Origin of the sequence: Ensifer sp. NM-2, assembly GCF_003024455.1 — a bacterium.
Taxonomy (GTDB): Bacteria; Pseudomonadota; Alphaproteobacteria; order Rhizobiales; family Rhizobiaceae; genus Ensifer; species Ensifer canadensis.
This window is the reverse complement of sequence record NZ_PVZR01000002.1, coordinates 20913-43570: the sequence shown is the minus strand read 5'-3', so window position 1 is coordinate 43570 and position 22658 is coordinate 20913. Positions and strand designations below refer to the sequence as shown.

At 61.6% G+C, this 22658-nt stretch carries 20 protein-coding genes and 2 pseudogenes; 8 read left to right on the top strand and 14 right to left on the bottom strand.

Annotation, left to right across the window (positions count from 1 at the left end):
- Positions 1-24: 24 nt before the first annotated feature.
- The 3 genes from C6558_RS05450 to C6558_RS05440 are packed head-to-tail and all read left to right on the top strand — an operon-like array spanning position 25 to position 2796.
- Complete coding sequence (locus C6558_RS05450; protein ID WP_245449118.1) at positions 25-1095, top strand: ABC transporter ATP-binding protein; 1071 nt, start codon at positions 25-27, stop codon at positions 1093-1095.
- Positions 1096-1107: 12 nt separating this feature from the next.
- On the top strand, positions 1108-1992 hold the full coding sequence (locus tag C6558_RS05445) for an ABC transporter permease subunit (protein WP_107026919.1): 885 nt from the start codon (positions 1108-1110) through the stop codon (positions 1990-1992).
- A 9-nt stretch (positions 1993-2001) separates the two neighbouring features.
- Positions 2002-2796: an ABC transporter permease gene (locus C6558_RS05440; RefSeq protein ID WP_107026918.1), complete on the top strand. Its 795-nt coding sequence runs from the start codon at positions 2002-2004 to the stop codon at positions 2794-2796.
- A gap of 65 nt (positions 2797-2861) precedes the next feature.
- Here C6558_RS05440 and C6558_RS05435 read toward each other — a convergent pair whose 3' ends face one another.
- A complete protein-coding gene (locus C6558_RS05435) occupies positions 2862-3758 on the bottom strand; it encodes a helix-turn-helix transcriptional regulator (protein WP_158268917.1) in 897 nt (298 codons plus the stop codon).
- A 201-nt stretch (positions 3759-3959) separates the two neighbouring features.
- Here C6558_RS05435 and C6558_RS05430 point away from each other — a divergent pair, with 201 nt between their 5' ends.
- The 3 genes from C6558_RS05430 (at position 3960) to C6558_RS05420 (ending at position 7545) form a co-directional block, all read left to right on the top strand.
- Positions 3960-5681, top strand: coding sequence for an amidohydrolase (locus tag C6558_RS05430; protein ID WP_199196974.1), 1722 nt, complete (start codon positions 3960-3962; stop codon positions 5679-5681).
- Between the two features lie 76 nt (positions 5682-5757).
- Positions 5758-6135, top strand: coding sequence for a cupin domain-containing protein (locus tag C6558_RS05425; RefSeq protein WP_158268916.1), 378 nt, complete (start codon positions 5758-5760; stop codon positions 6133-6135).
- A 15-nt stretch (positions 6136-6150) separates the two neighbouring features.
- Positions 6151-7545 (top strand): FAD-binding oxidoreductase, encoded by a 1395-nt coding sequence (locus C6558_RS05420; RefSeq protein WP_107026915.1) that lies wholly within the window; start codon positions 6151-6153, stop codon positions 7543-7545.
- Positions 7546-7630: 85 nt separating this feature from the next.
- On the opposite strand, the gene C6558_RS05415 is transcribed toward C6558_RS05420, so the two are convergent.
- The 5 genes and pseudogenes from C6558_RS05415 to C6558_RS41520 form a co-directional block, all read right to left on the bottom strand.
- Positions 7631-9433: an NAD(P)/FAD-dependent oxidoreductase gene (locus C6558_RS05415; RefSeq protein ID WP_107026914.1), complete on the bottom strand. Its 1803-nt coding sequence runs from the start codon at positions 9431-9433 to the stop codon at positions 7631-7633.
- 77 nt (positions 9434-9510) lie between these two features.
- Positions 9511-10587, bottom strand: coding sequence for a 2,3-butanediol dehydrogenase (locus C6558_RS05410; protein WP_107026913.1), 1077 nt, complete (start codon positions 10585-10587; stop codon positions 9511-9513).
- 161 nt (positions 10588-10748) lie between these two features.
- Positions 10749-10859 (bottom strand): helix-turn-helix domain-containing protein, encoded by a 111-nt coding sequence (locus C6558_RS41530; RefSeq protein WP_371412240.1) that lies wholly within the window; start codon positions 10857-10859, stop codon positions 10749-10751.
- Between the two features lie 348 nt (positions 10860-11207).
- Positions 11208-11597: pseudogene (locus C6558_RS41525) on the bottom strand (sigma 54-interacting transcriptional regulator); the annotation flags it as partial.
- Between the two features lie 537 nt (positions 11598-12134).
- A pseudogene (locus C6558_RS41520) lies at positions 12135-12653 on the bottom strand (GAF domain-containing protein); the annotation flags it as partial.
- A 391-nt stretch (positions 12654-13044) separates the two neighbouring features.
- Between C6558_RS41520 and C6558_RS05400 the strand changes: the two are divergent.
- A complete protein-coding gene (locus C6558_RS05400) occupies positions 13045-13578 on the top strand; it encodes a BA14K family protein (RefSeq protein WP_107026911.1) in 534 nt (177 codons plus the stop codon).
- Positions 13579-13689: 111 nt separating this feature from the next.
- Here C6558_RS05400 and C6558_RS05395 read toward each other — a convergent pair whose 3' ends face one another.
- From C6558_RS05395 to C6558_RS05360, 8 genes are all read right to left on the bottom strand, one after another.
- Complete coding sequence (locus tag C6558_RS05395) at positions 13690-14637, bottom strand: carbohydrate kinase family protein (protein ID WP_025430124.1); 948 nt, start codon at positions 14635-14637, stop codon at positions 13690-13692.
- Positions 14634-15152 carry an ureidoglycolate lyase gene (locus tag C6558_RS05390; protein WP_107026910.1) on the bottom strand — a complete coding sequence of 173 codons (519 nt, stop codon included), beginning with the start codon at positions 15150-15152 and terminating at the stop codon, positions 14634-14636. Before C6558_RS05390 ends, C6558_RS05395 begins: the two co-directional genes overlap by 4 nt.
- Positions 15149-15889, bottom strand: coding sequence for a BtpA/SgcQ family protein (locus C6558_RS05385; RefSeq protein ID WP_057220011.1), 741 nt, complete (start codon positions 15887-15889; stop codon positions 15149-15151). The genes C6558_RS05390 and C6558_RS05385 overlap by 4 nt, the downstream gene beginning before the upstream one ends.
- A 26-nt stretch (positions 15890-15915) precedes the next feature.
- Entirely contained in the window at positions 15916-16689 is a 774-nt protein-coding gene (locus tag C6558_RS05380; protein WP_146160870.1) for a GntR family transcriptional regulator, read from the bottom strand.
- Positions 16690-16710: 21 nt separating this feature from the next.
- A complete protein-coding gene (locus tag C6558_RS05375; protein ID WP_025430120.1) occupies positions 16711-17574 on the bottom strand; it encodes an ABC transporter substrate-binding protein in 864 nt (287 codons plus the stop codon).
- 32 nt (positions 17575-17606) lie between these two features.
- Positions 17607-18371: an amino acid ABC transporter ATP-binding protein gene (locus C6558_RS05370; RefSeq protein ID WP_057207285.1), complete on the bottom strand. Its 765-nt coding sequence runs from the start codon at positions 18369-18371 to the stop codon at positions 17607-17609.
- A complete protein-coding gene (locus C6558_RS05365; protein ID WP_082523563.1) occupies positions 18368-19288 on the bottom strand; it encodes an amino acid ABC transporter permease in 921 nt (306 codons plus the stop codon). Before C6558_RS05365 ends, C6558_RS05370 begins: the two co-directional genes overlap by 4 nt.
- Positions 19289-19638: 350 nt before the next feature.
- Positions 19639-20484 (bottom strand): class I SAM-dependent methyltransferase, encoded by an 846-nt coding sequence (locus C6558_RS05360; RefSeq protein ID WP_057217139.1) that lies wholly within the window; start codon positions 20482-20484, stop codon positions 19639-19641.
- 135 nt (positions 20485-20619) lie between these two features.
- Here C6558_RS05360 and C6558_RS05355 point away from each other — a divergent pair, with 135 nt between their 5' ends.
- Positions 20620-22614: a transcriptional regulator gene (locus C6558_RS05355; RefSeq protein WP_107027103.1), complete on the top strand. Its 1995-nt coding sequence runs from the start codon at positions 20620-20622 to the stop codon at positions 22612-22614.
- Positions 22615-22658 lie beyond the last annotated feature (44 nt).

Sequence of the window (22658 nt, the reverse complement as noted above, 5' to 3'; positions counted from 1 at the left end):
AAAAGCGGAAGCAGAAGGACATCCGTGTTGCAATCCTACGTATCAATCGAGAATCTCTCCAAGTCCTTCGGTCTGTTCAGCGCCGTTGATGATGTTTCGATCGGCATCGGGAAGGGGGAATTCTTCTCGCTTCTTGGTCCATCCGGATGCGGCAAGTCGACCTTGCTGCGCATGATCGCCGGTTTCGAAACGCCGACATCGGGGGTCGTCCGGCTCGACGGGGAAGATGTCACGGACGTTTCGGCCCATCGCCGACCAACGAACATGATGTTCCAGTCCTACGCGCTGTTTCCCCATCTGTCAGTGGGCAAGAATATCGCCTTCGGCCTGCAGCAGGACCGGCTGGCAGGAGCTGAGATCCGGCAGCGTGTGGGCGAGGCGGCCGAAAAGCTGCAACTGACGGCGCTGCTGGATCGCAAGCCGCAGCAGCTGTCTGGAGGACAAAGGCAACGGGTCGCGTTGGCGCGGGCACTGGTCAAGCGGCCGAAGGTGCTGTTGCTGGACGAGCCTCTCGGCGCGCTTGACAAGAACCTGCGCACCGAAACCCAGCACGAGCTGGTCAGGCTTCAGCGGGAGCTGGGGCTGACCTTCATCATCGTCACCCACGACCAGCATGAGGCAATGACCGTGTCGTCGCGCATCGCGATCATGCGGCAGGGCAAAGTGCTGCAGATCGGGTCGCCTGCCGAAGTCTACGAAACGCCGGTTTCCCGCTATGTCGCGAAATTCCTGGGCGAGGCGAACGTGTTCGAAGGCGGCACGTCCAGACGCTCCGGCAACGAGCTGACGGTCGAAAGTGCCGAGGCCGGCGGTTCGATCTTTGCGACCGCCAGTGACAATATATCCGCCAATGGTCGCTTCTGGGTATCGGTGCGGCCGGAAAGGGTCGAGCTCAACAAACAGGGCAGCGGTCTCGAAGGTACCATCGAACAATTCAGCTACGCCGGGGCAGGGCGCCACTATCGGGTGCGCCTGAAGAGCGGGGCAACGCTGGACGCGCTGCGCGTCAATCTGGGGGCGCAGGACGATCTGGCGGTCGGTGACACCGTTTATGCCTCATGGATGCCGCAGGCCGCCCGTCTGCTGGCCGACTAGGGGAACGACACGATGCAATCAAAACCTGATCTCGGCCGGCGCGCACTGCTGCTCGTGCCCTATGGCTGGCTGGCCGTCTTCTTTCTCATGCCGTTTCTGCTCGTGCTGGCGATCAGCCTCTCGTCCGTTCGCCTCGGCATGCCACCCTATGAGCCGCTATTTGCCTGGCAGGGATCGCTGCTCAGCATTCGCCTCAATCTTGAGAACTTCATTTTTGTGCTGGGCGAAAACACCTATCTCCTTGCCTATCTCACGAGCCTGAAGGTGGCGGCGATTTCGACGATACTGATGCTGGCGATCGCCTATCCGCTCGCCTACGGCATTGCAAGTTGCGCGCCGGCGTCGCGCTCCTTCCTCATCTTCCTCGTGATCGTGCCGTTCTGGAGCTCGATGCTGATCCGCGTCTATGCCTGGATGAGCATTCTGCGCAACGACGGGCTGTTGAATTCGCTGCTCCTTAACCTCGGCATCATCTCCGAGCCGCTGCGGATCATGAACACCGAGACCGCGATCTATATCGGCATCGTCTACACCTACCTGCCGTTCATGGTGCTGCCGATCTACGCCAATCTCAGTGCCAGCGACCGTACCTTGATCGAGGCGGCACGCGATCTCGGATGCTCGCGCATGGCAGCGTTCTGGCGCGTCACCTTTCCACTCAGCCTCAGGGGCGTTGCCGCAGGATGTGCACTGGTCTTCATCCCGGTCATCGGCGAGTTCGTCGTGCCTGACTTGCTTGGAGGTGCGGACACCCAGATGATCGGCAGGACGATCTGGATCGAGTTCTTCAACAACCGGGACTGGCCGGTGGCCTCCGCCGTCACCGTGCTGCTTCTCGTCATCCTGGTGATACCCATCGTCCTGTTTCAGACACGTTTGTCTCGAACCTCTAAATGAGGAGCGACTATGCCCCAGCCATCCTGGTTCAACCGGCTTTCCATCTTCGCCGGGCTCACCTTCCTCTACCTGCCGATCGCGGTTCTGGTTGCCTACAGCTTCAACGCCTCGCGACTGGTCACCGTCTGGGGCGGGTTCTCCACTCAGTGGTACACGGCCGCTATCACCAATCAGTCGATCGTCGAGGGCGCCAAGATCAGCTTTCTCGTGGCGGCGATCTCGGCAACATTCGCGACCGTTCTCGGATCGCTTGCGGCGATCGTGACTGTCAGAATTCGGCGCTTTCGCGGCCATCATATCTTCAACGGCATGCTGGTGGCGCCGATGGTGATGCCGGAGGTGGTCATGGGCGTGTCGATGCTGTTGATGTTCGTGACGTTGGGCGTCGATCGCGGCCCGGTGACGATCACGCTTGCCCATGCCACCTTCACCATGTGCTTTGCGGCAGTGGTGGTGCAATCCCGACTGGCCGAACTCGACCCGTCGCTGGAGGAAGCAGCAAGAGACCTTGGCTGCCCGCCATTCCTGGCGTTCATGAAGGTGGCCGTGCCGAACATGGTTCCGGCCTTCGTTTCGGCCTGGCTGCTGTCGTTCACGCTGTCGCTCGACGATCTCGTGATATCGAGTTTCACGACCGGGCCCGGAGCCTCGACCTTGCCGATGAAGATCTATTCGCAGATCAAGTTCGGCGTGACCCCTGAGGTCAACGCCATCTCGACGATCATCCTTGGTGTCGTCGTCTTCGGCCTGGTGGCATCACGCATCGTCTCCAGGCCATCGGCAAAGAGCAGTCTTGCCGTTTAGGCGTTCGGTCCGGTGGCGGAGCCCATAGCGTTAATAAGGCCTCAGTCGCCTGCAACGGACATCCGTCAGTTGCAGGCAAGTTCGCCCGTGAGCTGCCCGCGCTTGGCGAGGTAGCCGGATAGCGGGTCTTCGTAGACGTTCCTGGCCGAAGAGACTGCATCTATGAACAACGCAAACAGCGCCGTTTGTGACGTGATATCCAGCTTCGAGTAGAGATTTCGGCGGTGGAGCTTCACTGTTGCCGGCGAGATGCCGAGTCGCGTCGCAGCCCCTTTGACGGAGTAGCCGCGCAGAACGAGCTGAGCGACCTGGCATTCGCGCTCCGTCAGGACGCTGCGGCCGAAATTGCCTATCGCCTGGGCAAGCGCCTTCTGCAACGCGGAACCCTCGCCATCAAGCGTCTCGGGTCTGAGGTCGCGGAAATGGCGGATGACTGCCGTGCGCAGGATCGGAGCGAGGCTCTCGAGCAGTTGCACTTCCTGTGCGCTGAACGCGATGCTCGACCGCTTGCGGCCGAGAGAGATCGCGATCTTCGAGGCATCGTCGAGGCTGACGATGAAGTTGAACTCGTCATGAAGTCCGGAATGCTGGTAGTATTCGCGGTAGTACTGGGTTCGATCGAACGAAGGCGCGATCTGGCTCAGGCGATAAAGCCCGTCATCTTCGTTCTCGACAGCGAGTTGATAGAACGGATCGAGCCGGTAGGGGCCCTGAAGGTAATGCCGGATGTCGGACAGGCCGCGATGCGTCTGCCAATCGTTGAAGAGTATCTTCGGCGCACTGTCGCCGCGATAGAGCAGGATCAGCCCCGCATCCACGGAAACGTGCTGCTTCAGTGCCTCGGTCAAGCGCTCCTGGAAATCAAGCCGACCGATATTGCCGATCAGTGACATTGCCAGTTCATTGATTGCAGGCGACTGCGTCACCATGCCTGGCTCGCTCGTCGCGATACTCCCGTTCATGAAAATGTCCTCCCTCGCGCGAGCGTAGGTCAGTTTCGAAACGGCCGCAAGGCATGGCCATGGCCTGCTGCAGGCATGGTCGGAACGCCCGCGCCAACCGCCGATCGGCGAACCTAGCCCTTTGGAGTATTCCGCATCCGGCCGCATTGCCGCTTACTCCATGCATCCGCTTCATCTGTTCGGACCTCGGGAGGGAAAGACGTGCGCACCAAGAAATCACCTGTTCTGCTGCACCAGCTTCTGGCTGGCACCATGCTCGCCGCGCTTGCGGCCGGATCATCGTCGACGGCCGCGAATGCAGCTGCCGACCTTATCGCCGTCAATGGCGACGTGCGGACCGTCGATCCGAATGCGCCTCGAGCGGAAGCCTTTGCAGTCGAGGGCGGAAAGTTCGTGGCGGTCGGCACCAGCGCCGAGATCCGGTCGCTCGCCGATGACAAGACCACGGTGCTCGATCTCGGCGGTAAGACTGTCACGCCCGGCTTCATCGATGGACATACGCATCTGACAAGCGGTACGGACTACGTCACCGGTGTCGATCTCTCCTACATCCCAGACAAGGAAACTTGGCTGAAGAAGATCAAGGAGGCGGATGAACGCCTGCCGCCAGGCGTGTGGATCACCGGAGGCGGCTGGGACTATACGCTGAAGGAGGGCAAGCTTCCGACGAAGGAAGACATCGACGCCGTGGTCAAGGATCGCCCCGTCGTTCTGCGCGATATCGATTTCCACTCGATCTGGGTGAACACCAAGGCATTGGAAATCGGCGGCGTCACCGCGAAATCCGAGGTGCCCGCCGGGGGCGAGATCGTCGTCGACGCCAAGACCGGAGATCCGACCGGGATCCTGCTAGAAGGCGCTGGCGACCTCATCACCAACAAGAAGCCGGCCTATTCCGACAAGGAACGCGCCGAAGCGCTGCTGCAGACCGTGAAGTTTGCCAACAGCGTCGGCCTGACCGGCGTTCATGACATGTCGTCCATCGCCGCTGTCTACGACTATCTGAAACTCGTCGAGGACAAGAACCTGTCATTGCGGGTCTGGTACGGTTTCTTCGAGGACAAGGCTGCAAATATTCCGGCGGCGGCAAAGGATCGTGAGACCGTCGACAGCCGCGTGGCTGCCAGCGGCGAGACCAAGGTGAAGGGGCCACTCCTGACGGTCGGTTACGCCAAGTCGGTCGTCGACGGGGTGCTGTCGACCCACACGGCCTACCTGCTTGAAAACTACTCGGATCGCACGGGATGGAAGGGAGAGCCCTTCCAGTCGGAGGCTGATCTCAGCGCACTGATCAAGGCTGCCAACGACAACGGTTTCCCGACTGCCGTCCACGCGATCGGCGATGCCGGCGTGCAGATGACGCTGAACGCATTCGAAAAAGGCCAGTCGCCCGGCAAATACCCCAATCGCGTCGAGCATATCGAAATCATCTCTCCGCCCGATATCGAGCGGTTCAAGAAGCTCGGCATCGTCGCGTCGATGCAACCGAACCACGCAACCGGCACGATCGGAAAATACATCACCGAGCGGGTAGGCCATGAGCGCGAAAGCCATGCCTATGTCTGGAAGTCGATGCTGGAGCACAAGGTTCCCGTCGTGTTCGGATCCGACTGGGCGACATCGCCGCTCAGCCCACTGACCCAGATCAACGATGCCGTTTTCCGCGAAAGCCCGTTCGGGCTCGGCGATGGTCCATGGCACCCCGAGCAGGCGGTCACTTTTGACGAGGCCCTGTTCGCCTACACCCAGGCCGGCGCCAACATGACGCCGTGGGCCAATGAGATCGGCTCGATTTCGACCGGCAAATGGGCAGACTTCGTCGTGCTCGACGCCAAGCTTCCCGACCCCGTCGACCGGTCCATTCGCAAGCGGCATGTCGAGGCGACCTATGTCGCCGGAACGGAAGTCTATCGGGCGAAATAGCAGCCCCAAACCGCATCCGGCGGGGCCGGGCAGCCTCCCGTCCCGCCAACCACTGACCATGCATTCAGGAGCATACATGTCCAAGGTAATGAAAATCGATCGCAATGGCGTCGGCCTGCGCGAGCTGGAAAAGTGCAGCGTCGTGCCCGTCGAAGCGATCCTGTCGGGTTTTGCCGACGAGATGGGCGATGTCCACTTCGAGAGCGCCGACGGCTCGATCGTCGTCGGTACATGGCAATCGACGCCCTATGCCGAAATGCTCTCCTACCCTGACGGGGTGGAGTACAGCGTCATCCTCTCGGGAAAAGTCTCGATCACCAGCCCGGACGGATCGGTGGAGACGTTCCAAGCCGGCGAAAGCTACCTGCTGCCGCAGGGGGTTGAGGTCCGGTTCGAGGTGCTGGAGACGATGCGCAAAGTCTACGTCTTGCATACAGCAAAGACTGACGGGTGACCTATGGCACACCCAATGCAACGACCGTCGGTAGCGTCGCTTGCCGACGTGAAGATGTCGCCGTTCTGGCTGGATCGGCCGGATGCTCCAGAGGCGCTGCCGCCGCTGACGGCCCATCGAAAGGCTGATCTGCTGATCGTCGGTGGCGGTTTCACTGGCCTCTGGGGCGCAATCCAGGCCAAACAGGCCCAACCCGATCTCGATGTGGTGCTGATCGAAAAGAGCACCGTCGCAAACGGCGCTTCCGGTCGCCCGGGCGGCGTCGTCTCCACGTCGGTGATGCACGGCCTGTCCAATGCGGTGCGCGTGTTCCCCAACGACATCGCCGAGCTGGAGCGGTTGGGCAAGGAAAACATGCATGGGTTCATGCAGACCATTTTCGACCATGGTATCGACTGCCACGCGGAGTGGGGCGGCGAACTGACCGTTGCCGTGGATGCAGACCATCTCGAATCTCTTCGCAGGGAGCATGAACTGCACCTTCAGTATGGCCATCAGGCCGTGTTTCTCGATCAGGACGCGGTCCAGGCGCAGATCGGATCGCCGCGCTACAAGGCCGGGATCTGGTCAAAGGATATCAGCGGCACGGTGCACCCGGCCTTGCTCGCCTGGGGTTTGAAACGAACGGCCCTTTCTCTCGGCGTTGAGATCTTTGAGAATACGGAGTTGCTGGCGCTCGATGAGGTCGGGCCCAAGATCAAGGTCAAGACGCCCTTCGGCTCGGTGACCGCGCCAAAGGTGCTGCTGGCCACCAACGCATTCGCTTCCGGCCATCCCGGCATCAAGCGCCGTGTCGTCGCCGTCAGAGATCGGGTGCTCGCGACCGAGCCGTTGTCTGAGCAACAGCTGGCGTCGGTCGGCTGGAAGAACCGGCAGGGTGTCTACGATACCCGGACCCAGATGAACTATATGCGCCTGACGAAAGACAACCGGATCATCTTCGGGGGAAGGCTCGGCTATGCCTTCGCGGGCACGACGTCACCAAGCGTCGATAGCGACGTCAACACCTATGAGCCGCTGGCGGCCGCGTTCTTCGATACGTTTCCGCAGTTGCAGGGCCACCGCTTCACGCATGCCTGGAGCGGCCCGATAGATCTCAGCACACGCATGGCGGTGCATTTCCAGAGATACCACGCAGGCAAGGTCGTTTATGCCGGCGGATATTCAGGTTTTGGGGTCTCCGCGTCGAGATTCGGCGCACGCATAGCGCTCGACATTCTCGACGGCTCGAAGACTTCGGAGAGCAGGCTGGATTTCGCAACGCAGCTGCCCAACGTCGTGCCGCCGGAACCCTTTCGCTGGCTCGGGGCACAGGTCACGATGTATGCGCTCGACACGGCCGACCAAAAGGGCGGATGGCGCAAGCCGTGGCTCAGGCTGGTTTCGGCAATGGGCTTTCCGTTGAGTTGAGAATGCCAGCGCCTTTCTGATCTAATACAGCGCAAGCGATGCGACAGGATTGGCCGGAGGCCGGCTCCGGCCAATCCTCAAGGCGTCAGCCGCGGTGATGGCGCTCCTGCAAGCCGTAGACCGGCGTTTCGATGCCGGCTTGTCGGGCTTTCAATTGCAGCGAGAGGTACTGCGAATAGTGCCGTGACTGATGCAGGTTGCCGCCGTGAAACCAGAGGGCTTCCTGCTGTGTCGGCTTCCACATGTTGCGCTGCTCGCCTTCCCACGGTCCGGGGTCCTTTGGCGTGTCGGAGCCCAGACCCCAGCATTTGCCGACCTTTTCGGCAACTTCGCGGCTGATGAGATCGGCCGCCCAGCCGTTCATCGAGCCGTAGCCGGTGGCATAGACGACGAGATCCGCCGGTAGCTCCGTGCCGTCCTTGAGTACCACCGACGTTTCGGTCAGGTGATCAACGTCTGAGCCGGATTTCAGCTTGATCGAGCCGTCGATGATGAGGTCGCAGGCACCGACATCGATGTAATATCCCGAGCCGCGGCGTAGGTATTTCATGAACAGGCCGGAGCCGTCGGCGCCCCAGTCGAGCATGAAGCCCGCCTTTTCGAGATCCGCGTAGAACTTGGCGTCGCGCTCGCGCATCTTGTCGTAGAGCGGGATCTGGAACTCGTGCATGATCCTATAGGGCAGCGAGGCGAAGATGAGGTCTGCCTTGCGTGTCGTCATGCCGGCCGCAACCGCCCGCTCGGAATAGAGGTCGCCGAGCCCGATCTCCATCAGCGAATCCGATCGTACGATGTGGGTCGAGGAGCGCTGGACCATGGTGACGTCGGCGCCCGCCTCCCACAGTGCGGCGCAAATGTCGTGCGCCGAGTTGTTGGCCCCGACCACCACCACCTTCTTGCCCTTGTAAGCGTCGGGGCCCGGATGTTGGGAGGAATGCTGCTGCTCGCCCCTGAAAATCTCCTGTCCCTTGAATTTGGGAACGTTGGCCTTGCCGGACATGCCCGTGGCGAGCACAAGTTGTTTCGGCTTCAGCACCACTTCCTTGCCATCGCGCTCGACAACGACGGTCCATTCCTGCTTGTCCTCATCATAGGAAGCGGATTTGCAGGTGGTCGAGTTCCAGTAGTTGAGCTCCATCACCTTGGTGTACATCTCCAACCAGTCGCCGATCTTGTCCTTCGGCGCAAAGACCGGCCAGTTCTCCGGGAAGGGGATGTAGGGCAGGTGGTCGTACCAGACGGGGTCGTGCAGGCAGAGTGACTTGTATCGCTTGCGCCAGCTGTCGCCGGGTCGCTCGTTCTTCTCGATGATGATCGTAGGTACGCCGAGTTGGCGCAGGCGCGCACCGAGCGCAATGCCGCCCTGGCCGCCGCCGATGATGACGACGTAGGGCTGCGTCTCGTAGCCAAGTCCGGCGGCTTCCGCCTGGCGTTTTTCGCTCCAGGTCTTGCGATTGGGGTCGTGGCCGTGTTCCGCCCCCATCGGTCGCTTCAGACCCTTGGGTTCCTCATGCCCCTTGAGCTCGCTCATCGTCGTCAATAGCGTCCAGATCAGGCCATTCTTCAGACGGATATGACCGTAGCCACGTGCAACATCCGTTTCGAATTCGAACCAGCCCTGCGTGATGCCGTCGCCGTCGCTTGCCAGTTCCTTCTCATCCTGGCGAAATCGCGATGGTTTGATTGTTTTCAGTTGCCTTGTCAGCATGTCGCGGATCTGGTCGTGGCCCTCCATTGTGCGCAGGTTCCAGGTGAACGTGACCAGGTCTCGCCAATAGCAGTCAGCCTGGAACAGGTTGACCGCGGCTTCGACATCTCCGCGCTCCAGCGCCTTGCCGAGCTTGGCAAGGGCTGCGTCTATCTTCGTGTTGGGGCTGTCTTCAAGCATGGTATCTCCTCCGTGTTGCTCGGGTGTCAGGTGGCAAACGCCGGGGAAGCTCCTCCTTCCCCGGCGTGCCCGGATGATCATTTTGTAAGGTCGATCAGGATCTTCAGTTGCTTGCCGGCCGGATCGAGCAAGGCGTCGAAGCCTTGGGCAACGGCCCGGTCGAGCGGGATGGTGCTCGTCACAACCTTGGCGGCCGGAAGCAGACCCGATGCGATCAGCCGGATGACGCGCGGCCAGTAGTGGGTCGGGTAGGCCCAGGATCCGCGCAGGTCGATGTCCTTGAAGGTCACCTGGAACCAGTCGAGCGGATTCTCGTGCGGATGCAGACCCGTTTGCACGACGACACCCTGCTTGCGCACGGCATCGACGCAGGCTTTCAGCGCATGTTCGTTGCCGACGCATTCGATCGCGACATCGCAACCGACCTTGCCTTCCGAGGTCGCCCGAACGATGTCGCCGGGATTGTCCCGTTTGGGATTGATCGTGATCAGATCGGGCAGGATCGATCTTGCGAAATCGAGCCGCGCATCGTTGATGTCGGAGACGAACAGCTGTGCGGCGCCGGCTGCCCTTGCCGCCAGTAGTGTCAGGATGCCGATCGGTCCGGCACCGGTGACGAGCACGCTGCTTCCCGCCGTCACGCCACCGCGATCGCAGGCATAGACGGCAACCGCAGTCGGTTCGACAAGGGCTGCCTCCTCGTCGCTCATCGCATCGGGGATCTTCTGGACGTTGTATTCGTTGAGCATGGCATAGTCCGCCATCCCGCCCCATTGCCAGCTGAGGCCCGCCAAGGCGAGGTCGGTGCTGAGATGGTAAAGACCGCGATCGGCAAAGTAGTCGCCGGATCGCGGCATGATCAGCGGTTGAACGGATACCCTGTCTCCGACCGCAATGGTGTTTACGCCGTCGCCGATCGCCTCGACGATGCCACCGAACTCGTGCCCGAGAATCTGTGGCGCCCGCGCGCCGGTGAACGGGTGGGGTTCCCTCGGAATGAAAATCGGGCCATAGGCGTATTCGTGCAGGTCCGTGCCACAGATGCCGACAAAGCGATTGCGGATGAGGACCTGGCCTGGCCCCGGATTGCGATCGGGTGGCGAGATCTGTTCAAGCCGCAGATCCCTGGCTGCATGAAATCTGAGTGCGCGCATGTTTCCTCCGTTCTGCCTTTTGTTGCGACAGTACGGAGCAAGGGGCGTGCCAGGGCTGGGTCAGGTTTGAATATCGTTGCTAATCAATGGCGTAGCTCGACCTGGTGGGCATCGTCCACCTGAGGCGGATGCAACAGGTGTGGTGCCACACCTGTTGCATGCTAGTGCTTGGCGCGCAGCCGGTGGCGCTTGATCTGACGATGGACGGTGGAGCGATCGACGCCCAGGCGCCGGGCCGCCTCGGAGATGTTCCAGCCGCAGGAAGAGAGCATGATCTCGAGCGCCGTGCCGTCATCGGTCTTTCCGATTGGGGAAGGACCTTCAGTCTTGCCTGTCGGCGTCGCTGTGAGGTGGTCCGGCAGGTCGCCGAGTTCAATCCTGTTTTCGTCGCAGACGGCAGCGGCGACGGCGAGAACGTTATCCAGCTCGCGAATATTCCCGGGCCAGCCATGCGCCTTCAGCGCGGCCAGCGCGTCCGACGAGATGTGCAAAGGTCGCTCCTCGGTGCGGTGTTTTTCGAGGAGTGTTGCGAGCAGCCATTCGAAATCCGCCCGATCGCGAAGCGGCGGCATATGGAACACGACGGCATTCAGACGATAGAACAGGTCTTCGCGGAAGCGCCCCTCCTGCACCAGTTGCTGCAGCGGCCGGTGCGTTGCCGAGACGATGCGCAGGTTCACCGATTTCGGTTCCTGCCCGCCAATCGGCAGGATCTCCCGTTCCGCCAGGACCCGTAGCAATCTTGTCTGCAGGGTGAGGGGCATGTCGCCGATCTCGTCGAGGAAGAGGGTTCCGCCGTCGGCCTGTTCTATCAGGCCCTTGCGCCCCTTGGGCGATGCCCCGGTGAAGGCGCCGGGCAGATAGCCGAAGAGTTCGCTCTCGATCAGATGCTCGGGCAACGCGGCACAATTGATCGCAACGAACTTACCCTTGAGGCCGCTGCAGTCATGGATTGTTCGGGCGAGGTGCTCCTTGCCCGAACCGGTCTCGCCCTGGATGAGGACCGGCAATGCGGTCGGCGCGAGTTTGGTGATCCGATCCTGAAGAGCTGCGATCACCGGCACCTGGCCGCCGAGCCGTCGAGAGGGCGAGGCCGTTGCGATCTTGCCGGCCGACCGGCCGACAGGAAACTGCGGTTCGATCGCGTGGGCAAAGAGAGCATTTCCGTCACGCGCGGTCAGAAGCCGTTCCTCAGTCGGCCTGCAACGGGTCAACTCCACCAGGCCATCAACCCCGATATCGAAGAAACGGGACATCGGTTGCCCGATGAGGTTTTGCGGGTCACGCCAGTCGAGCCCGGCCGAACGCGCCAGGATCCGTGCGCCGCCATGGGTCATGCCGATGATGTGGCCGCGGCCGTCGATCGAGATCGCCGCCTCAGGATCGACGTCGAGAAACTCGGGCGAGCGGGCAAAGCGCAGCACCCATTCATGGCGCGTCCGAGCCATCAGGTTGGCGAGCTCGATACGACGCACGGTGGCGGCCACAAGGTGGCGCGCAAGGTTCTGGCTTGCCTTCAGGATTGGAGAGCTGAGCAGAGAAATGTCGAGAACGGCCGAAAGCCCGCCTTCTGTATCGTAGATCGGCGCTGCGGTGCAGGAGAGCGGCGTATGCGTTGTGTCGAAATGGTCGCTCTGGTGGATCGTCAAGGCTTCTCCGGTCTCCAGACAGGCACCGACGGCGCAGGTACCCGCCCGCGCTTCGGCCCAGTCGGATCCAAGGTAGAGGCCGGCCCGGCGCAGGTTGTTGTCGAAGGAAGGATCGCCCAGAAATTCGACTGTCACGCCTTTCCTGTCGGAGAGCAGCAGAACGTAGTTCTGTCCGGCGACCTGGTTGTAGAGGTTTTCAAGGCCTGACCGCGCGATCCTGATAAGGTCCTCGGCTTCCTGCCGATGCTCGCGAAGGCGCTGTTCAGGCAGGATGTAGGCTTCGCATGTCTGCGCTGGATCCAGCTTGTGCTGATCAAGGCACCGCAGCCACGACTTGACGACAATGTCGTCGCGTCCCGTTGCCAGGCCCTGTCCCACCCGCTCGATCTCGCGGACATGTTCAGAATGTGAAACCATGGAACTTCAATGGCATTGCTGCCACGCTCCTCCATTCCTCCGAACGCGAATGTGTCCATGGCGAAACGGCTTTGTAAAGGGCAGGCGGACATTTCGTTCAGTTTGAGCGCGATCGCCTGGTCGAAAACACAAACTGCGTGCGAACGGTCTCAGCGCGACCGGTAGCTGTTGAAGCGGGGCACCTTCCAGGGTTTGCGGAGAAGGCAGGCATTCCCGCATTCGAAGCATTTCATTCAAGCGTCCATGAGCGGAACGGGATGCTTTCCGGCCGATATATAATTCCTCAACTCAAGTTCGATTTTAGGGTAGAATTAGGCCGCGATCTAAAGGACTGCAGTGTCCTTTGCGCGCCGAATTCGACGTGTGGCGCTGCAGAGGAAAGGTGAAGCCAATGAAAAGGTTTGCAATCGTTGCCTTGTCGCTTGCGACTGCGCTGACAAGCGCTCCGCCGGTCATGGCATTTCCCACAATTGCCGCGCCAGGGATTGAGGCGCCGCAAGCCCAGCTGGTTCAGTACAGGCGATATCGCGGCGGCTACGGCGGCTACGGCGGGTATGGCGGGTACAACCACGGACGTCATCACAACGGTGGTGGTGACGATTGGGCTTGGGCACTGGGTGGGCTTGCCGCCGGCGCCGTTATCGGCGGGCTGCTGGCTCAACCCAGATATTATGGCCCCGGTTACTACGGCGGGAACTACTACGGCAATAACTACTATGGCGGGAACTACTATGGCGGGAACTACTACCGGCAGCGCTATTATGCGCCACGCTATTATGCGCCACGCTACTACCGCCAAGTCTACGGCGGCGGCAGTGCACATATGCGCTGGTGCTACGCGCGCTACCGTTCCTATAGGGCATACGACGATTCATTCCAGCCCTATTACGGTCCGCGACAAGCGTGCGTCTCACCTTACTATTGAGCGCGGTTGAGGTACGCCGTTAAACAGATTCAACCGCTATCTGGACGGGTTTGGACTGCTGGCAAGCAATCTGTACCGTCGCCCGGGACAATATATCATCGAAATCCGCGCTCAATGGCGCGGCCGGTGCCGGGTTCTGTCATCGCACCAGCGAAGGATTTCGTCGGCGTTGGCCTTGCCGCCGCGGGGACCATGGACGGTGACTGAGCGGGCTGCGGCAGCCACGGCGAAGTTCAAGGCATCGGCAAAGGGTTGGTTCTGCTCAAGACACCAGGTCAGCACGCCGCCAAAGGTATCGCCAGCGCCAGTCACGTCGACGACATCGACCGGAAACCCACTGGCGCGCAGTATCGTGTCACCGTTACGCGCCTCTGCACCCTCGGCCGCCAGCGTGCGCACCACCCAGTCGATGTCATGATCGCGCATCCAGTCTCCGATGCACGACAGGTCTTCATGGCCGAAGGCGGTACGGAAGCCGACCTGGTTGAAGATGACCACCGCCGCACCCTTGAGATAGGGCATGTCCTCAGGCGTGCAGCCGCCGACGTCGAGATCGAAGATGGCGCGGCGCCCGTGCTGGCGCAGGTCGGCCAGAAGTCCGGCCTGTTTCAGAATGCCGCTTTCCGTCCGCACGTGCAGCCGGCGGACACGATAGAGGGTCGTATACATCAATCCGGGCTGACGCAGCGCCGTCAAACTGTCCGGTGACAGCCACATCGGTTGTTCGCCCATCTCAACAGTCAGCACGATGTGCTCGCCATCGACCAGGAAGATCAGGTTGCGCGATTCGGGAATAGCAGGGTCGGTCAGCATGTGGCTGACGCCGACGCCGTTCTCCACGAGGTCGGCAATCAGCCGTTTTGACAGCGGGCTGTCGTTGAGCAATGAGATGAACTGCGTTCGGCCGCCCAGTGCCGCATGTACCACAGCGGCGTTGGCGATAGAGCCGCCGGTTTCCGCCGGCAGTTCGGCGACCATGCCCTTGTCCGCACGACCCGGCCAGCGATCGGCGGTGTAATATTCGTCGAGCGCCACGTCACCGATGAAAAAGGTTGTCATGCGCTCAGTCCTTCCTGGTTGGCCGCCTTGATCAGGCGTGGTCCGCCAGCCACAGGCACCCAGGGGCTTTCACCGAAGCCACATATCGCCATCCAATAGTAGGGCGCAGGGCCCGAAACGCCGCGGCAAGCGTCGTGCCAGACGCCACGATGCATCACTACCACTTGCCCCGGCGCAATCACGAATGCTTCAAGGTCATCGCGATGCGGTGCCAATGCGTCGGATGCGGGCGCGACGGCCAGCACGATCGGTTGCGATGCGCAGAACAGCGCCTCTTCGGTTCCCAGGTGCCGCTCCATTGCCGCGCAGAGCCATGGTCCGCCGCCGCCGCGCGTGATGCCAAGGTGGCCAGAGCCCTCAATCAGCGGTGCGGCGGTGAACCCGTCGCGCCAGCCGTCGCCCGCTGTCCATATCGCCTTGGGATCAAAATCGTCGGTCAGGTTGTAGGTCGTACCGAACCGCGAAAAGTTCTCGGCGGTCACCGGCCGGGCGAGGACGGCATCCGGAGCGCTCATGCGGCACTCCTGGCAGCACGCACGACGCGCATCAAGCCGGCGACGTGGGCCGCTTCAACCCGGCCGGTGTCCTTATGGTCGTGCTTGAACCAGCTTCCGACGACGGCGCCGTCTGCGTGGGTAAGCTGTTCGGCGGCATTGGCCTCGGTAAGGCCGGCTCCGATCAGTAGCGGTACACCACCCCCGGCTGCGGCACGGAAACGCGCCACCTTGTCCATGTCGGTCGGCCGGCCCGTCGCATCGGAGGTCACCACGAGGCCGTCGCAACGCGAGGCGCCGATGCGCACGTCCTCTGCTTCCGGCCTGCCGGATAGGACCGGTTGATATTTGAACCGCACGCCCCCGAGCAGCAGCGCCGAGACGCCTTCACGGCGGGTGGCAAGGTCTGCGGCGAAGGGAGCATCCGTCTCGGGCGGCAAATGACCGGCAACGGAATCGACCTGGATGAAGGCGACGGGATAGTGTCGGGCAAGTTCAAATGCGCGCGCATCATCGCGTAGCACATTGACGCCGATGCGCGTGCCGAGATCAAGGCCGAACAGCCGCTCCAGCACCCGCTCCACATCCTCGGCGTGGCCGAAATAATTCTCAACTACCAATCCATCGACACCTTCACCCGCCATAATGCGGGCTTCTTCCTCGGCTTGGGCGAGTTTGCCCTCTGGGCTGTCGCCTGCCAGGTGCAACATGCCGAGAATGGGTTTTGGCGTCGTAAAGGTCTCGCCGAAGCGGCTCATGTTCGTTCTCCTGCGTCGCGCCGCCATCAGGCCGGCGCGGTATCACGCCCCCAACGGGTGGCGAATTTCATCTGGACCGCCGGCGAGTAGACGATCGACGTGCGTTCGACCAACCGATCGTCGGCGTCGAGCACATCCCCGCTGGCGCAAAGATAGCCCGGCACGTCGTGTGCCGGAGCAAACACCTCCCGCAAACGGTCGGATGGCGGCACAACCGTCAAAAGCAATTCCGAGCGAATGGGGTTGCGGTCATAGTCGCGGCGCAATACCTCGTAGAGTGATTGCGCCGCGAAATCGTAGCTGTCGATGCCTGGATAGAGGGCGAGATCGAGCTGCGACGTATCGACGTTCAGCCAGTTGACGGTCTCGCCGTTGGCAAGCCCGCGAGCGCGCACCAGGAACAGTTCACCGTTCTCAACCCGATGCTCCAGTACCCGCGTCGTCGGGCGTTGGCCTTGTCGGCGGGCGAGTTCCGTAAAGCTGCCGAAGTTCCAGATATTGTGGCTGATCGGCCGGTGCGAAACGATCGTGCCCCGGCCGCGAACCTGCTGGACCAGTCCCTCCGACACCAAAAGAGCCATCGCATTGCGCACCGTGGTCCGGGCGATGCCGAACTGGTCACGCATTTGGTTTTCCGAGGGAATGGCTTCCCCCTCGGAAAAATCGCCGCTCAGGATTGCGGCTCGAAGAGCCCGGTAGAGCTGCCGGTAAAGTTGCTCGCTCGAATAGAGATCGAGGCGCAATCTCGACAATCTGTCGTCGGCGGCGATGGGGGCGTCAGGCATGGAGGGATGGGTCAAGGCGGGCTCCGTTTGGCTCCGTTACTTCGTGGTTCCGTTCACCTTGAACTCTTCCACGGCAGCATCTTTCAAGCCATGACGATCGAGGATCTGTGCATAAGTACCATCCGCCTTCAGCGCCTCGAGCGCTGCAAGCACCGCATCGCGCAAGGGGCCATTCGCCTTGGCAAAGGCGATGCCGTAGTAATTGATCTCGTCGACCTTGCCGATCTGGTAGAACTTGCCCGGTTCCTGCTTCATCAGATCGAGCAGGCCCTCCAGGCCGATGACCGAGGCCTGTGCACGGCCTTGGCGGATCTGCATGATGTGTTCGGCCTGTGTGGGGATCTGGATGACCGTGATCGGCTTGTCGGCAGCACAATTGGTCTTGCCGACATTTTCCGCCCATGTGACCCAGCTGGTGCCCGTCGCCACGGCCACGGTCTTGCCGCAGAGATCGGTTTCAACCTTGATCTCTCCCTGCTGATCGGCCGTGGAATAAAAGACGTTGCCAGTCTTGAAGTAGTCGATGAAATCGAGCTGTGTCTGGCGTTCGACCTTGTCGGAGAAGGCGGTCATGATCATGTCGGACCGGCCGGTGACGACCTGAGGAATGAGCTGCGGGAATTCGACGTTCTGGAACTCGGCCGTCAGGCCGAGGCGCTCGGCGACGGCCTTGGCGAGATCGATGTCGAAACCCTTCAGGTCGGTCGAGCCGGCATCGCTGTATTCCATCGGCGGATAGGCAAGGCTGATGGTGACGTTTAGTTTGCCAGCGGCGCGCACGGCTTCGGGCAGGGCGGCGGCCAGCTTCTCATCGGCCGCGGCATGGGCCCCTCCGGCTACACACAGGCTGATGAATGTGGTGGAGGCAAGTCCCAGAACTATTGGTAGCAGTCGTTTCATTTTCTGTTCTCCCATTTTTAAGCTGAAATTTCTCAGGCCAGAACGCGGCTGAGGAATGTGCGCACGCGCGGATCACCGGGGTTGCTGAGGACCTGTTCCGGCGCGCCGGTCTCGCGAATTTCTCCGTCGATCATCACCACGACGCGGTCTGCCACCTCGCGGGCAAAGCCGATCTCATGGGTGACGACAATCATGGTGGTACCGCCGCGCGCCAGATTGCGCATGACCTCCAGCACCTCGCCGACAAGCTCCGGATCGAGCGCGCTGGTCGGTTCGTCGAACAGCATCACCCGTGGCTCCATGGCGAGCGCCCGGGCGATTGCCACGCGTTGTTTCTGGCCGCCTGAAAGCTGCGACGGATAGCTTTCGGCCTTGGCCGCCATGCCGACCTGCTCCAGCAGATCCATGGCGCGGGCTTCGGCTTCGGCCCGGCGCAATCCGCGCACGATCATCGGCCCTTCGATGACATTGCCGAGCACCGTCAGATGCGCGAACAGATTGAAGTGTTGGAACACCATGCCGAGCTGACTCTGCTGTGCGCGTAGTCGCTTGACGGGCAGCTCCTGCAGGGCGCCGCGATGGAGCGCGTAGCCCATGATCGCACCATCGACCCAGACATAACCGCCGTTTGGCGTTTCGAGATGGTTGATGCACCGAAGGAACGTGCTCTTGCCGCTGCCCGAAGGGCCGAGGATGCACAGCACTTCACCATAGGCGACTTCGAGGTCGAGGTTCTTCAATACCTCGTGGCTGCCGAAACTCTTGCGGATACCTACCGCCTTGACCGCGAGACTCATGCTTCCCTCACAGCGGCGAGACGCCGCGCCCGTCCTTTGAACCAGCTTCGATTGCTGGCAGCGGCATCGCGGCCGAAATGGCGTTCGAGATAATATTGACCGATGGAAAGGACCGTCGTTCCGGCGAGGTACCAGGCGGCGCACACGAACAGCAGCTCGATGACCGCGCCGTTGATGAAGTAGATCCGCTGGGCCGCGTTCAGCATTTCGCCCATGGCGATCGTGGCGGCGAGCGAGGAGAATTTCAGCATGCCGATGGCGCTGTTGCCAAGAACCGGCAGGATCAACCGAAGGGTCTGCGGCAGCATAATGCGCCGCATCGTCTGGCCGGGCGTCATGCCGAGTGTGTGGGCCGCTTCCTTCTGGCCGCGATCGACGGACGAGATTCCGCCGCGCACCACTTCCGTCAGATAAGAGCCCTCGTTGACGCCGAGACCAAGAACGGCAGCGACAAAGGGCGTCACCACATCAACCATGCGCTCGTCGACCAGGCCCGGAATGTAGAGACGGGGAAAGACGAGTGCGATGTTGAACCAGATGAGGAGCTGGAGCAGCACCGGCGTGCCGCGAAATATCCAGACGTAAAGCCAGGCGGCAAAGCGCAGGATTGGATTTTCCGAAAGGCGCATGATCCCGAAGGCGAAGCCGAGGACCACGCCAAGTGCAAGCGCGCAGGCCGAGATCAAAAGGGTCCAGCCGAAACCGGTGATGATGACGCCGGCCGTTAGAAACTGCCCGACGACCGTCCACTGGATTTGACCAACCGCAAAGGCGCGACCGATCACTGCCAGCAGGAGGATGACGGCACCACCGCTGATCCAGCGCCAAGGATGGCTCAGACGGCGAATGGGCACGTCCGGACCTGGCAGGTCTGTCAGCGACAGCGTGGGAGTTGCATTCGAGGTTGATCGGGTCATGATGTCCAAATGTAGGGTTAGGCCTACAACTTACTAGATGCGTTCTAGGGAGGAGTCAAGCGGACCGACCGCCGAAGGAAAAACAAGCGTGTTGTCGGGAAAATGGGCACGTGATCACAGGTCGCGTGCACGTCCGCGCGGCTGCTCGATACAGAAGCACCTCATCAGCAGCCAGTTTGTGGCGCTGGGCTATCCAGTGAGAGGGTGAGTGTCGTCGGCGTTACGTTGATCGCTCGCTTGGGAGGTTCATCGATGACATATCGTCGAAAGGTTGGACCGTTTCGATGTACACCGCCGAGCACGGATCGAGACGCGTGCGCGGCGGTGACATGGTTCAACATAGCCTTGACTCAGAGCCTTGTAACAACGACTTCCTGATACTCGCTCGGCACCACCATGGTGCCGCCATCGGCGCGATTGAAGCGTGCAACGAGCGCCAGCAGATCGGTAGCGAGCGCGTCCTGTCCCGCGGGTTCCAGGGCGGCGAAGGTCTTCAAAACAGGGCCGTAGAAGGTCCGGAAGACCTCAAGCCAATGCTCGGGCGACTTGTAGCGGAACACAAACTCCCGCGGCATTGCCGCAACCGAGGCGGACGTGGCCGGGAACAGTTCCTCGAGACGCGGGCGCGATCCCCAGAGCGCCGGCGAGCGGGCACCTGCCGGCGGTGGGACATGGCGACCGATCGTCTTGAACACCTGCCCGATGAAGCCATCGGGGGTCCAGTTCGCAAGGCCAATGGAGCCGCCGCGCTTGCAGACACGAAGGAGCTCGCCGGCGGCCCGCTCCTGATCGGGCGTGAACATCACGCCGAAAATCGAGAGCACAGTGTCGAACGACTGATCGGCAAAGGGCAGGTTTTCTGCATCTGCCTCCCGGAAGGTGATGGAGAGCCGGTCAGCCTTGGCGCGCTCACGAGCGCGCTCCAGGAGCGCAGGGACGTAATCCGTCGCGGTGACGTCGCACCAGCGCCGGGCGGCGGCAAGCGCACCGTTGCCGTTGCCAGCGGCGACGTCGAGCACCTTGGAACCGGCGCGCAGATCGAGCGCTTCACAGAGGCTCTCGCCAACAATTTGCAGGGTCGTGCCGACGACGGCGTAATCGCCTGAAGACCACGCGTTTTGCTGCCGGGCCTTGAGCGCGCCGAAGTCGACGGCAGGCTGGTGGTTCTGGTCGGCTAGAGCTGCGGATGTGGACATTTTTTCCTCCTTAAGGCAGTTTGATTGGGTCATGGTGCGTCTGTCACAGGCCTGTTTCGAGCATCTGATCTTCCGCGGCTTCTGGTTTAGGCAGAGAGCGTGGGAACCGGCGTGGGAGCCGGCGTGGTAATGACCATGGAACCTTACGGGCGAAGGCAGATCGACATGCCGTCGTTAACGCTCCGACTGCTCGGACCATTGGCAATTCGCCGTGAAGGCGTGGACGTGCCGTTGCCCGGATCGCGCAAGGTGCGTGCTCTTCTTGCCTATCTGGCGCTTTCGCCTCATCCCTCTGGCAGGGCTCAGCTTTGCGACCTTCTGTGGGATGTTCCCGACGATCCGCGCGGTGAACTGCGATGGTGTCTGAGCAAGATCCGGTCGCTGATCGGTGAGCAGCGCGTCCGTTCCAAGGGCGATACGATCGCCCTCAATCTGTCGGATTGCTCGGTCGATGCGATCGAGGTTACCGCAGCCCATCGACACGGCTTCAGGACGCTTGCACCGGAACAGTTGCGATCCCTGGCCGATCTTTTTGTCGGCGATTTTCTTGACGGCCTTGCGATTGAGCGCTGCCCGGCATTTGACAGCTGGCTGGCCTTCCAACGGCGCCGATTGCGCGATACCCATGCGGCTCTCCTCGATCACATCGTACAACGCGCCGGCCATGAGGAAGTGCGCAGCTATCTCGATCGCTGGATTGCCCTTGCCTCCTTTGACCTTCGTCCCCACGAGCTGCTGCTGCAAAGCCTTGCTGCCGACGGGCGCGTTCGGGAAGGAGAGGAGCACCTGGCAGCGACTGCCAAGCTTTTCGATAGTGAAGGCGTTGACAGCAAACCTCTTCGAGAGATCTGGCGCACGGCCAGGGCTCAGGCTGACGAGACGTTCATAGTGCATCCGGGGCCCGTCGCCGAAACGGCGCCGAGCGAAACAGCAGCACCTCAGACGCATCGCCGTGCCTCGATCGCCATCATGCCCTTCGATGACACGTCGCCGATGGCCATTCCGGGTGGGTCGTCGGATGCGCTCGTTCACGACATCATCACACGGCTCGCCCGACAGCGAAGCCTCAGCGTGATCGCCCAGGGCACCATGTTCGCCCTGCGCGACCGCCGGTACACACCGCACGAGGCTGGCCGGATGCTCGGCGTCGACTATGTCGTCAACGGCTCGTTCCAGCGCCTCGGAAGGCGCATCACCGTCTGCGTCGAACTTACGGAGGCGCACAGCGCCCGTATCGTCTGGGCCGAGGTCTTCGAGTACGATGCCGCGGAGACCTTTCTTCTGCTTGACGAGATCGGCAGCCGGATCGTCGTCACCATCGAGCGTGAAGTCGAATCGCTTGAGAGCAACCGGGCAATCCTGAAGCCACCTAGTTCTCTCGATGCGTGGGAGGCGCATCACCGTGGGCTCTGGCACATGTATCGCTTCACCAGGAGCAACAATGAACAGGCCCAACACTTCTTCGAGACCGCGATAAACCTCGATCCGACATTCGCCCGCGCTCACGCGGGCCTTTCCTTCACCCATTTTCAAAGCGCCTTCCAGCACTGGGCGGATCAGGACGTGGAGGTCGAGCTCGCGTATCGGGCAGCCAGCCAAAGCATGATGGCCGATGATCGCGACCCGGCCGCGCATTGGGCAATCGGCCGAGCGCTCTGGCTGCGGGGCCTGCACGACCAATCCGTCGGCGAGCTGGAACAGGCGGTCGAACTCAGCCCCAGCTTTGCGCTTGGTCATTATTCGCTCGCTTTCGTCCAGGCTCAGTCCGGCGATGCGCAGGCAGCTATTGTGGCGGCTGATCTTTCGCGAAAACTCAGTCCATTTGATCCGCTGCTCTTCGGCATGCTGGCAAGCCGGGCGCTGGCACTCGTGCGCCTCGGACGCTTTGAGGAGGCCGCCGGCTGGGCCGTCAAGGCTGCGGCTCGGCCGAATGCCCATGCCCACATTCTGGCGATCGCGGCGCTATCGCTGGCGCTCATCGGCCGGCTCGACGAAGGGCGTGGCTACGTGGCGTCGATCCACCATCGGTTTTCAGGTTACAGCCTGAGCGATTTTCTGACCGCGTTTCATCTGGGGCCCGAACAGCAGACGCTGTTTCGCGAAGGTGCAAGGCAGATCGGCCTCCATTGATGACATCTTGTCCCTGGTTCATTGTTTCTGATCGTCCTTGCCTT

What these genes read in the sequence shown, in the direction of transcription:
- C6558_RS05445 (WP_107026919.1), top strand. Translation starts at nt 1,108, where the DNA reads ATGCAATCAAAACCTGATCTCGGCCGGCGCGCACTGCTGCTCGTGCCC.
- C6558_RS05440 (WP_107026918.1), top strand. Translation starts at nt 2,002, where the DNA reads ATGCCCCAGCCATCCTGGTTCAACCGGCTTTCCATCTTCGCCGGGCTC.
- C6558_RS05435 (WP_158268917.1), bottom strand. Translation starts at nt 3,758, where the DNA reads ATGAACGGGAGTATCGCGACGAGCGAGCCAGGCATGGTGACGCAGTCG.
- C6558_RS05425 (WP_158268916.1), top strand. Translation starts at nt 5,758, where the DNA reads ATGTCCAAGGTAATGAAAATCGATCGCAATGGCGTCGGCCTGCGCGAG.
- C6558_RS05420 (WP_107026915.1), top strand. Translation starts at nt 6,151, where the DNA reads ATGCAACGACCGTCGGTAGCGTCGCTTGCCGACGTGAAGATGTCGCCG.
- C6558_RS05415 (WP_107026914.1), bottom strand. Translation starts at nt 9,433, where the DNA reads ATGCTTGAAGACAGCCCCAACACGAAGATAGACGCAGCCCTTGCCAAG.
- C6558_RS05410 (WP_107026913.1), bottom strand. Translation starts at nt 10,587, where the DNA reads ATGCGCGCACTCAGATTTCATGCAGCCAGGGATCTGCGGCTTGAACAG.
- C6558_RS41530 (WP_371412240.1), bottom strand. Translation starts at nt 10,859, where the DNA reads ATGCTCTCTTCCTGCGGCTGGAACATCTCCGAGGCGGCCCGGCGCCTG.
- C6558_RS05400 (WP_107026911.1), top strand. Translation starts at nt 13,045, where the DNA reads ATGAAAAGGTTTGCAATCGTTGCCTTGTCGCTTGCGACTGCGCTGACA.
- C6558_RS05395 (WP_025430124.1), bottom strand. Translation starts at nt 14,637, where the DNA reads ATGACAACCTTTTTCATCGGTGACGTGGCGCTCGACGAATATTACACC.
- C6558_RS05390 (WP_107026910.1), bottom strand. Translation starts at nt 15,152, where the DNA reads ATGAGCGCTCCGGATGCCGTCCTCGCCCGGCCGGTGACCGCCGAGAAC.
- C6558_RS05385 (WP_057220011.1), bottom strand. Translation starts at nt 15,889, where the DNA reads ATGAGCCGCTTCGGCGAGACCTTTACGACGCCAAAACCCATTCTCGGC.
- C6558_RS05375 (WP_025430120.1), bottom strand. Translation starts at nt 17,574, where the DNA reads ATGAAACGACTGCTACCAATAGTTCTGGGACTTGCCTCCACCACATTC.
- C6558_RS05370 (WP_057207285.1), bottom strand. Translation starts at nt 18,371, where the DNA reads ATGAGTCTCGCGGTCAAGGCGGTAGGTATCCGCAAGAGTTTCGGCAGC.
- C6558_RS05365 (WP_082523563.1), bottom strand. Translation starts at nt 19,288, where the DNA reads ATGACCCGATCAACCTCGAATGCAACTCCCACGCTGTCGCTGACAGAC.
- C6558_RS05360 (WP_057217139.1), bottom strand. Translation starts at nt 20,484, where the DNA reads ATGTCCACATCCGCAGCTCTAGCCGACCAGAACCACCAGCCTGCCGTC.
- C6558_RS05355 (WP_107027103.1), top strand. Translation starts at nt 20,620, where the DNA reads ATGGAACCTTACGGGCGAAGGCAGATCGACATGCCGTCGTTAACGCTC.